The organism is Massilia orientalis, assembly GCF_030411975.2.
Lineage (GTDB): Bacteria > Pseudomonadota > Gammaproteobacteria > Burkholderiales > Burkholderiaceae_D > Telluria > Telluria orientalis.
In genome coordinates, this window is sequence record NZ_JASNRB020000014.1 from 164,423 (window position 1) to 178,256 (window position 13,834).

Genomic DNA, 13,834 nt, shown 5'->3' on the forward strand with positions numbered 1-13,834 from the left:
TTACGCCAGGTTCGCGACGGTGGTGGCGACGGTCGACGCCGCGGTGCCGGATGCGATGCGGTCCGGGCTCGACCCTTCCGACAGCGACCACACGGCCAGCATCGCCTGCTCCAGGTCCGTCGGCTGGACGTAGCCGGCCGACAGGCCCATCGCCGCGGCCAGCTCGCGCACGGCCGACTGCATGTCGCCGCTGGTGCGGCTCGCCGCCAGCACTTCCGTCAGCAGGCGTTGCTGCGTGCGGCGCAGGGCTTGCAGCGCGTAGTTACGCAGCTGTTCCTGCGACTTGCTGGTGGCCGGCAGCTTGAGGCCGCGTTCCAAGGTGTCGATGCCGGCCTGTTCGCGCAGCAGCATGCCGACGCGCAGGAACTCGGCCAGCGACATGCCTTGCGGACGCTGGACGGAGACGGCCGCGAACAGGAACGCCGCCAGCGATTCGACCGTGTCGACGGCCTTCCACGCCTGCACGAACGACGACGACAGGCCCGCGTGGCTGTCCGCGTCAAGCTTCGCCGGCATCAGCTGGCGCAGTTGTTCCGGCTGGGCGAACAGGTTCGACAGCTCTTCCATGCCCCCGGCACCGGCCTGCTCGGCCGGCAGCGACAGCACGCCTTCGATCACGGTGCGCAGCATCACGCGGGTGCGCGCATCGACGGTCTGCGACACGTCGCGCGGCACGACCAGCGCGTCATGGTCCAGTGCCTCGAACACGGGCGCCAGGTGCAGCGCGGCCCAGGCCTGGCCCCACGCTTTCACGACTTCGGCGTCGTCTATGCGGTGTTCCAGCGCCAGGTCGCGCAGCATCAGCGGGCCGCAGCGGTTGACGGATTCGTTGGCCAGCACGGTCGCGAGGATCGCGTTGGCCAGCGGGTGCGCCAGCGGATCGCGCGTGGCGACCAGCTGCGCCGGGAAGTACGGGCGCAGGATGGTCTCGGCCCACGGCTGTTCCGTCAGCGGCAGCGCGGCGAGGATGCGCTTGAAGCGGTTCTTGACGTTGGCGACGACGACGGCCAGTTCCGGCGTGCTCAAGCCCAGGCCCAGGGCCTTGCGGCGCTGCAGTTCCGTCTCGCTCGGCAGCTGCTCCAGCTCGCGCGACACGGCGCCTTCCGCCTCCAGGCTCGCGATCAGGGCAGCGTAGCCGTCGACGACGGCGCTGTCCGATTGCGCCTGCGCCTCGCGCACCAGCAGGTGCGTCTGCAGCGTGTTGTCGCGCAGGACCAGCTTCTCGATATCGCCCGTCATCTCGGTCAGCAGGCGATTGCGCTCGCCCTCGTCCAGCTGGCCCGCGTTGACTTCGGTGTCGAGCCAGATCTTGACGTTGACTTCGTGGTCGGAGCAGTCCACGCCGGCCGAGTTGTCGATCGCATCCGTGAAGATGCGGCCGCCGGCCAGCGCGAATTCGATACGGCCGGCCTGCGTGGCGCCCAGGTTGCCGCCTTCCGCGACAACCTTCACGCGCAGCTCGTTGCCGTTGACGCGGATGTTGTCGTTGGCGCGGTCCTTCACCTGCGCATGGGTCTCGGTGGACGCCTTGATGTAGGTGCCGATACCGCCGTTGTAGAACAGGTCGACCGGTGCCAGCAGGATACGGTGCATCAGTTCTTCCGGCGTGAGCGACGTCTCTTCGATGGCCAGCGCTTCGCGCACTTGCGGCGACAGCTCGATGTGGCGCGCGGTGCGCGGGAACACGCCGCCGCCTTCCGAGATCAGTTCCTTGTCGTAGTCGTCCCACGACGAACGCGGCAGCGCGAACATGCGCTTGCGCTCATTGAACGACACGACGACGTCCGGGTTCGGGTCGAGGAAGATGTGGCGGTGGTCGAACGCGGCCAGCACTTTCAGCTGGCGCGACAGCAGCACGCCGTTGCCGAACACGTCGCCCGACATGTCGCCCACGCCGACCATCGTCACCGGGGTCGTGTTCATGTCGTGGCCCATCTCGTAGAAGTGGCGTTTCACGGCTTCGAACGCGCCCTTCGCCGTGATGCCCATCTTCTTGTGGTCGTAGCCGTTCGAACCGCCCGATGCGAACGCGTCGCCCAGCCAGAAGCCGCGCGAGACGGCGATGCTGTTGGCGATGTCGGAGAACGTCGCGGTGCCCTTGTCGGCGGCGACCACGAGGTAAGGGTCGTCCTGGTCGTAGCGCACGGTGTCCGTCGGCGGCACGATCTCGCCGCGCACGCGGTTGTCCGTCACTTCCAGCAGGCTCGCGATGAACAGGCGGTAGACGGCTTCGCCTTCGGCCGCCACGACGTCACGCGCCGCATCCTTCGGCATCTGCTTGCAGACGAAACCGCCCTTCGAGCCGGCCGGCACGATGACGGCGTTCTTGACCATCTGCGCCTTCACGAGGCCCAGCACTTCGGTGCGGTAGTCTTCCATGCGATCGGACCAGCGCAGGCCGCCGCGGGCGACCGGGCCGCCGCGCAGGTGCAAGCCTTCGAAGCGGCGCGAGAACACATAGATCTCGCGGAACGGGCGCGGTTCCGGCACGAGCGCCAGGTGGCTCGTGTCGAGCTTGAAGATGATCTTCTCGCCATCGTTTTGATAGTAATTGGTGCGCACTGTCGCCATCACGAGATCGACCAGCGCGGCCATGATTTCCTCGGTGTCGGCGTGGTTGACCCTGGCCAGGTCCGCCTTCAGCGCGGCCAGTTTCGCATCGCCCTCGGCGCGTTCCCCGGCGCTGCGTTTCGGATCGAAGCGCAGCTCGAAACCTTCGACCAGTTCCTTGACGAGGTTCGCGCGCGGACGCAGCGTCTCGGCCATGTAGCGGGTCGAGAACTTGCTGCCCGCCTGGCGCCAGTAGCTGATGTAGGCGCGCACGAGCTGCACTTCGCGCATGGCCAGGCCGCCTTCGATGGTCAGGCCGTTCAGGCGGCCGTCTTCCGCTTCGTCGTTGAATAGCGCGGCGAACAGTTCGCCCGCGACTTCCGCGACGCCCGGCTTGGCCAGCTTGGCGGCCGAATCCGCGTCGACGATCAGGCCCGTGATGTAGCGGCGCGTGCCGTCGGCCGTGTCGATCCAGAAGCTCTGTTCGCGGTCGATGGCGACGCCGGCGTTCTGCAGCGCCGGCAGGATGCGCGACAGCGACGGCATCGTGTTCGTCGAGTACAGGCGCAGCGACGTGACGCCCGCTTCATCCGTCTCGATGCGGACCGAGACGTGGCCCTGCTGGCCGTTCGCGATGATCGCGCTCACGTCGCGGAAGGCGATTTCGGGCGCGGTCGCGGCCACGTAGTTGACCGGCAGCGTCGGCAGGATCTTGCGCAGCGCGTTGCGGGTCGGGACATCTTCGACCGTGTCGGTCAGCGCCGTGTAGCGGTCATGCCAGCCGTCCAGCACGGACAGCAGCGGTTTCTGGATGTCCGATTCCAGGTCGAGCGGATAGCGCGCGGCCTGGGCGATCAGGTAGACGCGGGCCAGCGGGCCATCGGCGACGAGGGTCTGCGTGCGCACGTCGACGGCGCCCGAGCTTTCCTTCAGTGCCTGCGCCAGCGCGGCGACAACGGCGGCGCTGTAGCGCTCGCGCGGCAGGTAGACGAGGACGTTCAGGTGGCGTTGATAGACGTCGCGGCGGGCGAAGACTTTCGCGCGCGGCTGCTTGTACAGCGAGACGACGGAGCTGCACACCTGGGCAAGCCAGTCCGGATCCGCTTCCAGCGCTTCCGTGCGCGGCAGCGACTCCAGGATCTCGAGGAATTTCTCGGCGCGGAAGCCTTCCTGGCGCACGCCGGCAATCGACAGCACTTTCGCGACGCGGCCGCGTGCGAACGGCAGGCGCGCCAGCGGGGTCGACGTGGCGGCGCGGGTGAACAGGCCGACGAAGCAGTGTTCGCCGATCGTGTTGCCCTGCGTGTCGGTGTCGCGCACGCCGATGAAATCCAGCGGCTGGTCGCGGTGCAAGGTGCCGGCCACGTCGGCCTTCACGATCGACAGCGTCTCGTCGCGCTTGGACAGGATCTCGAAGTCGCCCGGGATGTTCTGCAGGCAGGTGCCGTAGACGGGGTGCGACGTATCCTGCAGCACGCCGATGCGGCTCGGGATATCGCGTTCGAGTTCGCGCACGCCCGGCTTGACGAAGTAATAGGCGTAGCCGAACGGTTCGAAGCCTTCGTTCTTGGCCCAGTCGAGGAAGGCCGCCACTTCCTGGCCGGACGGCGTGCCTTGTGCGGCGGCTGCCGCGGCGACGGCCGTCATGCGGTCGGCCATGGCGACGGCGTCGCGGTGCACGATGGCGGCGTCGCGCGCGACCATCTGGATGCGGGCGACGAGTTCGGAGAGCTCGTCCTGCGGCAGGTCTTCCGCCAGCAGGCACAGGACATACGATTCCAGCGGCGCGCCCGCTTCGCCGACGGCAACCACGCGCCCGGCTTCATCGCGGCGCACGGGCAGCACCGTATTCAGCACGCCCGACGCGACGACGCGCTGGCGGCGCAGCGCCATCACGAACGAGTCGACGAGGTAGGGCATGTCCTCGTTCAGGATCAGCAAGGCGGTCGACATGCCGCAGCGCCCGTCCGTGTAGCGATTCTCCGCGATCTGGCAACCGTCGGTCGTGCGCTGCGCCACCTGGGCGAAGGCATCCCACAGGATGGCGGCGAGGTTGCGGGGATCGATGCCGGCGAGGTCGTCCTCGTCCAGGGCGCCGATCCAGGCGCCGATCAGCGCGCCCACTTGTTCCGAGGCGTCCACCGGCTTGTTCTCGTTGACCAGCGCGAGGGTTTGCGTGCGCAGATCGTGAGGCATGTCTTTGTTCATTTTTAGCTTCTCCAAAAGCTGGTTGTTGCGCCGGGTTCGGCGCGGCTTGTGGCCACATGTTCCCGGCTGGTACGGACAGGGTTGTCCCGTCCAGATCTCTTATGCTTCTTCGGGTGTACGTCGAAAAACCTGGACGGCTTTTCGAGGTACACCCTCCCGGAAACGATGCGCTATTAAATCATGAAAGGTCGTAAAGACCGGGCAAGCCCAGGATGCGCTCCAGGTCTTCCAGCGCGGCCGCGCACTCGATGGCCAGCTGCGGGTCCGCCAGGTCCTTCGGCTCCACGCGGTCGCGGTAATGACGCTCGACCCACGGCACGAGGCGCGCGTACAGGTCTTCCGTCATCAGCACGCCCTGGTGCATCGCGGCCGCTTCCTCGTCCGTGAGCACCACGCGCAGGCGCAGGCACGCGGGGCCGCCGCCGTTGCGCATGCTCTGGCGCAGGTCGAATTCGATCAACTCGTCGATCGCGCCGTTTCCCGACCTTCCGGATGCCACCAGCTGCTCCAGGTAGCGGGCCACGGTCGCGACCTCGCGGCACTCGTGCGGGACGACGAGCGCCATGCCGCCGTCCGGCTTCGACAGCAGCTGGCTGTTGAACAGGTAGCTGGCGACGGCGTCGGCGACGGGGACGACGCCCGTGTCCACGCGCACGGCGCGCAGGTCGGTGCCGGTGACGCCCAGCGCGCGGCGCAGCGCTTCCAGCGTGGCCGCTTCGTCGGCGAACGCCTGGTCGTGGTAGAACAGCACGTTGCCGTTGCCGACCGCGATCACGTCGTTATGAAACACGCCCTGGTCGATCACGGCCGGATTCTGCGACGCGAACACGGTACGTGCCGCGTCCAGGCCATGCAGGCGGGCCACGGCCTGCGATGCTTCCAGCGTCTGGCGTGCCGGATACTTGGTCGGCGCGGGCGCGGACGGGTCGAACTCGACGCGGCCATACACGAAGAATTCGACGCCGGCCGCGCCGTGTGCGCTGGCGAAGCGCGTGTGGTTGGCGGCGCCCTCGTCGCCGAACGCGGGCGTCGACGGCAGCGGGTCGTGCACGACGAAGCGGTCCGGGTTTGCGAACAGGGCGCGCAGCGTGCGCGTCGCCTGCACGTGTTCTTCCGCGCGGTGCAGCTTGTTGTTCAGGTTCGCGGCGGTGAAGTGCACGCGGCCGTCCGCCGTGTCGGCCGACGGGCTGACGGTGGCGGCGTTCGCGGTCCACATCGGCGATGCGGAGTATGCGCACGCGAGGATCACCGGAGATTCGCGGTACGCCCGTGCCAGCACGTCGGCATCCGTGCCCGTGAAGCCGAGGCGGCGCAGCAGACGGAAGTTCGGACGCGCCTGCGGCGGCAGCAAGCCTTGCGCGAAGCCGCGTGCGGCCAGTGCGCGCATCTTGGCGAGGCCCTGCAGCGCGGCCTGGCGCGGGTTCGACGCGCTCCGCACATTGTTGAACGAGGCGACGTTGCCGAACGAGAGACCGGCGTAGTTGTGCGACGGGCCCACGAGGCCGTCGAAGTTGAATTCGCGTGCGTTGCGCATATCGTTCAGAAGGTGAGACCGGGCGACAGCTTGGCCGGCATGTCCAGTTCGGATGTTTCGATGGAGGCGACCGGGTACGCGCAGTAGTCGGCCGCATAATAGGCGCTCGGACGGTGGTTGCCGGACTTGCCCACGCCGCCGAACGGCGCGGAGCTGGCGGCGCCCGTCGTCGGACGGTTCCAGTTGACGACGCCGGCTCTAGCCTTGACCGCGAAGCGCTTCCACAAGTCTTCCGATGGCGAGAGGAGTGCCGCGGCGAGGCCGTACTCCGTCGCGTTGGCGGCCGCGATGGCGCGGTCGAAATCGGCCACGCGCACGATCTGCAGCAGCGGTCCGAACCACTCTTCGTCCGGGATGCCCTGCGCATCCGTCACGTCGACGATACCGGCGGTGACGAAGCCCGCGTTCGGGTCGAGCTGGCGCATGCGCAGCAGGACCTTGCCACCCTGCGCTTCCATCATGTCCTGCGCCTGCACGAGGCGTTTCGCGACGGCGGCCGAGACGACGGGGCCCATGAACGGCTGCGGCTCCGCGTTCGACGGACCGACCGCGAGCTTGCCCGCCACTTCCACGAGGCGGTCGACGATGGCTTGTCCCTGCGGGCCGTCCTGCACGATCAGGCGGCGCGCGCACGTGCAGCGCTGGCCGGCGGAGATGAACGCGGACATCACCGCATGGTGAACGGCCGCGTCGACGTTCTGCACGTCCCACACGACGAGCGGGTTGTTGCCGCCCATTTCCAGCGCCAGCATCTTGCCCGGCTGGCCGCCGAACTGCTTATGCAGCGCGACACCCGTCTGGCTGCTGCCGGTGAACAGGATGCCGTCCACGTCCGGGTGCTGCGACAGCGCGACGCCGGTCGCGCGGCCGCCGTTCACGAGGTTCAGCACGCCCTGCGGCAGGCCGGCCTGTTCCCACAGCTGCACGGTACGCACGGCGGTGCGCGGCGCGTATTCGCTCGGCTTGAACACGAGCGTGTTCCCCGCGATCAGCGCCGGTACGATGTGGCCATTCGGCAGGTGGCCGGGGAAGTTGTAGGGTCCGAACACGCCGAACACACCGTGCGGACGGTGGCGCAGCACGGCGTTGCCGTCGGCGACCTTGGCGGCGGTTTCGCCCGTGCGCGCGGCATGCGACTGCACCGAGATGTCGACCTTGTTGGCCATCGTCGTCACTTCCGTGCGGGCTTCCCACAGCGGCTTGCCCACTTCCTCGGCGATGATCGCGGCGAGTTCCTCGTTGTGCTCCTTGAGCAGGTCGCGGAAGCGCTGGCAGATGGCGATGCGTTGTTCGAGCGGCGTGAGCGCCCAGTCTTCGAACGCGGCGCGCGCGGCTTTTACGGCGCGGTCCACATCTTCTGCCGTGGATTCGTTGCTGGTCCAGGTCTGGCGGCCGGTGGACGGGTCGATGGTCTCGAGTTGCGGACCGCTGCCGGCCAGCCATTCACCGCCGATGAAGTTAGCGCAGTTAGAGCTCAATTCTTTAGCCATTGTTTTTCCTTACGTTGAGGGCCAGCGAGCGAATAGGGTCACCCGGCTGGCAATGCAGCAACTGGAGTTCGCGCACGGATAGCGCGACCTTGCGGCCGCCGTCGCAGGCCTGGGTAAGGACCATGCGAAAATCGTCGAGCTTCGTGTTGGAGACGAGCGTGACTTCGCACTCACCTTCCGGTTGGCCTTCCTCGGCCGTGGTCAGCACGCTGTCGCGCACGGCGCGCAGCTCGGCCACGCGGCCCTGCAGCACGGGCCCCGCGTCGAAGATGTCGACGTAGCCCTCGTAGTGCATGCCTTCCTGCTCCAGCAGTTTGCGCGCAGGGAGCGTGGAGCGGTGCACCTGGCCGATCACGGCCTGCGCGTCTTCCGGCAGGTACGCGACGTACAGCGGCTGGCGCGGCATGAGCTCCGCGATGAACGACTTCTTGCCGAGCGCCGTCAGGCCGTCGACGTGGTTGAAATCCATCTTGAAGAAGTGGCGGCCGAGTCCCTCGTAGAACGGCGACGTGCCGTCCTCCGCCTGGTAGCCGCGCATCTCCGCGATGATCTTTTCCGTGAACAGGTGCTGGAACTGCGCCATGAACAGGAAGCGGCTCTTCGACAGCCACTTGCCGTTGTAGCCCGTGCGGTACTCCGGCATCAGGAACAGCGAACACAGTTCCGTGGAGCCGGTCAGGTCGTTCGACAGGTACAGCGTGTCCATGCGCGTGAACACGCCCAGTTCGCGGCTGGAGTGCACCAGCGTGCCGATGCGGTAGTTATAAAACGGCTCCGTGAGGCCGACGGCGGCCTTGATGGCGCACACGCCGGCCAGGCGGCCGTTGGACGTGTCTTCCATCACGAACATGTAGTCGCGTTCCTCGGGCGGGATCGTCTGCGCGAACGATGCCACCGCGGTCTCGACGCGCTCGCCCAGCATGGCGCGGTCCGGCTTCAGCGTGGTCATGCCGCTGCCGACCTGGCGTGCCATCTCGATCAGCGGATCGATGTCGTTCAGGGTGATTGCGCGGATTACGAGCATGGGTTCCTCATGGTTTTCCAAAGCGTCAGATGCGTACGCAGATGACGCTGTCGCCGGTCGCGACGCCTAACGCCTCGCGTGCCGCGGGCGGCAGGCAGATGGCGTCGGAACTCTCGGCCGGGTCGCACGGCAGCACGATCGCGCGGAACTTGCGTTCGCTGCTGGCCACCGCGTAATTCACCATCGCGGCCTTGCCGCCGCGCGTGGGCGGCTGCAGTTCGGCGTTCGCGACCTTCTTCACCATCGAGCCGGAGAACGACCGCAGCGCGTGCTTGTGCGCCTGCAGGATCGGACCGCCGTCGAAGATGTCGATGTATTCGTCGGCCTCGAAGCCCTCTGCCGTCAGCAGGTCGAACGCGAGTTCGCCGCTTGGGTGGATCTGGCCCATCACGGCCTGCGCGGGGCCGGGCAGCAGCGGCACGTACACGGGGTAGTGCGGCATCAGCTCGACGATCAGCGTGCGGTTACGGGCGCCGCCGATCGTGCGCTCCGCATCGAGGAAATCCATCTTGAAGAACTTGCGGCCCAGCGCATCCCAGAACGGCGACTGGCCACCCTCGTCGGTGACGCCGGCCAGCGGCACGAAGAAACGGTCGCCGAAGCGGTGCGGCGCCAGCACGGCGTACAGCAGACGGGCGCGCGACAGCAACGCGGACTCGCGGCCGGCAGTATCCTGATTGCGAATGTAGAAGCCGGACAGCTGCGAATACGCCGTCAGCTCCGAGCACAGCGTCAGCGCATGCACGCTGTGGCTGATGTTCAGGTCGCGCGAGACCTGCTGGATCACATCGTTGCGGAACGCGAAATAAGTGCCGTTCGAACCGGCCGACGCGTGGATCGCGGCAGTGCCGACCAGCGCGCGGCTGTCGACGTCTTCGAGCACGAACAGGTAGGACTCTTCGCTGGGGATGTCGACGTGGGCGGCGAACGACGCCACCGAACGCTCCACGAACGCGGCGATTTTCTCGCGCGTGCGCGGCAGGGTGTGCACTCCCGGCGTGGACGCGGCAAGCAGCGTCTCGAGGGCGCCGACATCCGCTGGTTCTACCGGACGAACTACGTACATGGATTCTCCCGACAAAGGCATCGAACTCACGGAGCCGGCCGGACTGGGGGGCCCCCCTTCCGGCCGGGTGGTGCTGGCAGTATCAGCCGGCGAGGAACGCGTCGGCGGCCTGGCGCATGATGCGGTCGGCTTCCGCGATCTGCTCGTCGGAGACGACCAGCGCCGGTGCCAGGCGGACGACGTCCGGGCCGGCGATCAGCAGCATCAGGCCGAGCTTTTCCGCGACCTTCGTGTAGTCCTTCGACTTGCCCTTGTAGCCGTCGGCCATCGGCAGGCCGAGCAGCAGGCCCTTGCCGCGCGGCCTGGTGAACAGCTGCGGGTAGTCGGCGGCCAGCTTCTCCAGGTTCGCGACGATCTTGCCGCTCGCCTCGCGCACGCGCGCCAGGAAGGCCGGCTGGTTGATCTGCTCGATCACGGCCAGCGCCACCGACGTCGCCAGCGGGTTGCCGCCGTACGTGGTGCCGTGGCTGCCGACGGCCAGGTACTGGGCGATCTCGTTGGTGGTCAGCATGGCGCCGATCGGGTAGCCGTTGCCCAGGGCCTTGGCCGACGTCAGCACGTCCGGGGTCACGCCCACGTTCATGTAGTCGTAGAAGGTACCGGTACGACCCACGCCCGACTGCACTTCGTCGAAGATCAGCAGGGCGCCGGTCTTGTCGCACAGCTCGCGCAGCGTCTTGAGGAATTCGATGTCGCCCGGGATCACGCCACCTTCGCCCTGGATCGGCTCGACGATCACGGCCGCGACGTCATCGCCGATGGCGGCGCGTGCCGACTCGATGTCGTTGTAGTTGATGTGGTTGATTTCCGGGGGCAGCGGCTCGAAGCCTTCGGTGTACTTCGACTGGCCGCCGACCGACACGGTGAACAGCGTGCGGCCGTGGAACGAGGAATAGCACGACACGATGCGCGACTTGTGCGGGCCAAACTTGCCGTGCGCGTACTTGCGCGCCAGCTTCAGGGCGGCTTCGTTGGCTTCCGCGCCCGAGTTGGCGAAGAAGCAGCGGTCGGCGAACGTGGCCTCGATCAGGGCCGACGCCAGGCGCAGGACCGGCTCGTTCGTGTAGCCGTTGCCGACGTGCCAGAGCGTATTGGCCTGGCGGGTCAGCGCCTCGACGACGACCGGGTTGCAATGACCCAGGCTGCTGACGGCGATGCCGGAGGTGAAGTCGAGGTAATGCTTGCCGTCCTGGTCCCAGACGTCCAGGCCCGACGCGCGCACGGGCACCATCGCGGCGGGTGCGTAGGTCGGGACGAGCACCTCGTCGAAAGTCTGGCGTGTGACAGGCCGCGTGGCGACACCCGAGTCGAGCTTAGCATTCATGACGTTTTCCTCATCCAAATAAAAGATTGCGCGGACTCCAGCAGCCGCGCCGAGCGACTCATTATAGAGAAGCCAATCCTTGCCGTTCTTTCCAAACTGCGACAGGCATTTTCATTTTTGGACGAGCAACAAAAAACCGGGGTCAGAGCCCGATTTTTGGAAATTGCCCAAAATCGGGCTCTGACCCCGGTGTTTACTGGCTGAGCTTGCGCTGGCGTTCTTCACGCGGCGTATTGCCGAACAGCGCCCCGAACGCAGTCGAAAAATGGGAACCGGACGAGAACCCGCACATCAGTCCCACCTGCACGATGGAGTAGTTGGTGTCGCGCAGCAGTTGGCGCGCCCGTTGCAGGCGCAGTTCGAGGTAGTAGCGCGACGGCAGGCTGCCCAGGTATTGCTTGAATAGCCGCTCCAGCTGGCGGCGGGACACGCCCGCCAGCTGGGCGATGTCGTCGGTCGACAGCGGTTCCTCGATGTTCGCTTCCATCAGGGTGACGGCTTCCGTCAGCTTGGGCTGCAGCACGCCGAAGCGCGCCTGCAGTGCGACGCGCTGGCGCTCGTCCGGGCCGCGCACGCGGTCCACGCACAGGATTTCCTTCACCTGCGCCTGGACCGTCGCGCCGAACAGCAGGTCGACGAGGGTCAGCGCGAAGTCGATGCTGGCCGCACCGCCGCAGGACGTCAGGCGCGCGCCGTCGATCTCGTACAGGTGCGGGCTCAGCAGGGCCTGGTCGGCGCGCATGTCGACGTCGGGATACAGCGACCACGGCAACGCGGCGCGCGCACCGTTCAGCGCGCCCGCCTCCGCCAGCCACAGCACCCCCGCGCCGACGCCGCCCCAGCACGGCGCCGCACGGCAGCGGGAGATCACCATGCGCAGGTTGGCGGGGCGCAAGCCGGCCTCGGCCTCGTCGGCGACGAGGAGCACGAGGTGCCAATGGCGCTGGTCGGCGGCGAATTTGTCGGGGGTGCGTACGTCCACATGCAGGCGTTCCGGCCCCAGCACCTTGGCCGCGAGGCGCAGCGGCTGCACGAGGCCGGACCACGTCAGCGAATCCGGCTCGCCCGCATGCACGAGCAGCACGCGCAGCGGCGCCTCCTGCGCGAGGCGGGATAATTCAAGCTGCTGCATTGGGACGAACAGGGATCATCACTCGGGGGCGAGCGCGGCGGCCGGCCGGCTTTCGGCATTCCATTGACTGACTATCATACCGGAGATCAACAAAGCCGCGCCGAGCCAGCCCCGGGCGCCCATCGCCTCGCCCAGCCAGAAATACGCGAAAAACGCGGCGCCGCCGGGCTCGAACGCATAGATGACGGCCGCCTCGTTGGCACTCGTGCGCGCCTGGCCCCAGGCCTGCATCGAGATGATGGCGGCCGTGCACAGCACGCCCAGGTAGGCGAAGTTCGGCGCATAGTGAAGCAGCCCGTGGCCGATGTAGGCCCAGTAGTTGGCGGCATCGGACGCGACGTCGATGCTGCCCCGCGGTACCTCGCGCGCGAACAGCCACAGCGCCGCGCACAAGGCGACGGTGCCGATCTGCGCGGCCGTCACCGTCATCAGACGGACGGCGCGCCGCGTATACACCTCCATGACCTTGATGTAGGCGCCGAACGTGAGCGCGGCCAGCAGCGCGAGCGTGTCGCCGCGGCCCCAGCCGCCCCCGCCGTCCCAGCACAGTGCCGCGAGCCCCGCGATCGCGAGCAGCAGCGCGATGACGATGCGGCGCTCCGGCAGGCGTCCGCCGAGCAGGCCCAGCAACGGCACGACGAGCACGTTCAGGCCGCAGATGAAGGCGTTGCGGTTCGAGGTCGTCAGCGCGAGACCTTCCACCTGGAACAGGTAGCAAAAGAACAGCAGCAAGCCGAGTATGCCGCCCAGCATCAGGTCCGTGCGGCGTGCGCGCCACAGGAACGGCGACAAGAGCGCCGTCGCGATGGCGAAACGGGTCAAAATAATCCAGACGGGAGAAAAATAGGCCGTCAGTTCCTTCATCGCAGGAAATGTCGTCCCCCACACGAGGACGACGACGACGAGGGCGAGGATGCCGCGCAGATGCTGGGTCATGAAACGTGACATAAATTCTGGCAAGATTGCTATGGTACCGGACCCGGCCGCAACGACGAAGACTGGGGCCGGCCCGCGCTGGCGGCTATAATCGTTTCATGGGTGAACGATATCTGAAGAGTGTGCGCCTGCTGGCCGAGTGCCTGCAAGGGTTCGAGCGTTTCGTCGCCGAACCGGTGCGCCGGCATGGGCTGACGCATCCGCAATTCGACATCATCGCCACCCTCGGCAACACGCCCGGCATGACCTACAAGGAACTGGGCGAGCGGACCCTGATCACGAAGGGGACGCTGACCGGCGTCATCGACCGCCTCGAACAGAAGGGACTCGTGGAACGCGCGCGCAATTGCGACGACAAGCGCTCGTTCCTCGTGCGCCTGACGGCGGACGGGGAGTCCCTGTTCCGCAACGTGTTTCCGGCCGTGGTCGCACACGGCAAGCAGCTGTTCGCCGATTATGGCGACGGCGATTTCGAACAACTTGACCACGCGCTGCGCCGGCTGCGCACCCGGCTCGATGCGCCGGGCCTGGTCACACCGGGCGGGCATGTTCCCGCCGACGAAGGATGAT

General features: G+C 67.2%; 9 protein-coding genes. 1 reads left to right on the forward strand and 8 read right to left on the reverse strand.

Annotated features, from left to right (window positions below):
* The 8 genes from QPK29_RS22240 to QPK29_RS22275 form a co-directional block, all read right to left on the reverse strand.
* The gene (locus QPK29_RS22240; protein ID WP_371771357.1) at nt 1-4,746 is read right to left on the reverse strand and encodes an NAD-glutamate dehydrogenase domain-containing protein; all 4,746 of its coding nucleotides are present in this window, start codon (nt 4,744-4,746) and stop codon (nt 1-3) included.
* A 190-nt stretch (nt 4,747-4,936) separates the two neighbouring features.
* Nucleotides 4,937-6,292 (reverse strand): N-succinylarginine dihydrolase, encoded by a 1,356-nt coding sequence (astB, locus tag QPK29_RS22245; RefSeq protein WP_371771358.1) that lies wholly within the window; start codon nt 6,290-6,292, stop codon nt 4,937-4,939.
* A 5-nt stretch (nt 6,293-6,297) separates the two neighbouring features.
* Nucleotides 6,298-7,782 carry a succinylglutamate-semialdehyde dehydrogenase gene (astD, locus tag QPK29_RS22250; protein WP_371771359.1) on the reverse strand — a complete coding sequence of 495 codons (1,485 nt, stop codon included), beginning with the start codon at nt 7,780-7,782 and terminating at the stop codon, nt 6,298-6,300.
* Nucleotides 7,775-8,806: an arginine N-succinyltransferase gene (gene astA, locus QPK29_RS22255; protein WP_036234611.1), complete on the reverse strand. Its 1,032-nt coding sequence runs from the start codon at nt 8,804-8,806 to the stop codon at nt 7,775-7,777. The genes astD and astA overlap by 8 nt, the downstream gene beginning before the upstream one ends.
* A gap of 25 nt (nt 8,807-8,831) precedes the next feature.
* The gene (locus QPK29_RS22260) at nt 8,832-9,872 is read right to left on the reverse strand and encodes an arginine N-succinyltransferase (protein ID WP_371771360.1); all 1,041 of its coding nucleotides are present in this window, start codon (nt 9,870-9,872) and stop codon (nt 8,832-8,834) included.
* An 82-nt stretch (nt 9,873-9,954) separates the two neighbouring features.
* Nucleotides 9,955-11,196 carry an acetylornithine/succinyldiaminopimelate transaminase gene (locus tag QPK29_RS22265; RefSeq protein WP_371771361.1) on the reverse strand — a complete coding sequence of 414 codons (1,242 nt, stop codon included), beginning with the start codon at nt 11,194-11,196 and terminating at the stop codon, nt 9,955-9,957.
* A gap of 193 nt (nt 11,197-11,389) precedes the next feature.
* Complete coding sequence (locus tag QPK29_RS22270) at nt 11,390-12,328, reverse strand: GlxA family transcriptional regulator (RefSeq protein ID WP_371771362.1); 939 nt, start codon at nt 12,326-12,328, stop codon at nt 11,390-11,392.
* A gap of 18 nt (nt 12,329-12,346) precedes the next feature.
* The gene (locus QPK29_RS22275) at nt 12,347-13,264 is read right to left on the reverse strand and encodes a DMT family transporter (protein ID WP_371771363.1); all 918 of its coding nucleotides are present in this window, start codon (nt 13,262-13,264) and stop codon (nt 12,347-12,349) included.
* Nucleotides 13,265-13,362: 98 nt separating this feature from the next.
* Between QPK29_RS22275 and QPK29_RS22280 the strand changes: the two genes are divergently transcribed.
* Nucleotides 13,363-13,833 (forward strand): MarR family winged helix-turn-helix transcriptional regulator, encoded by a 471-nt coding sequence (locus QPK29_RS22280; RefSeq protein WP_056123774.1) that lies wholly within the window; start codon nt 13,363-13,365, stop codon nt 13,831-13,833.
* Nucleotide 13,834: the final 1 nt, after the last annotated feature.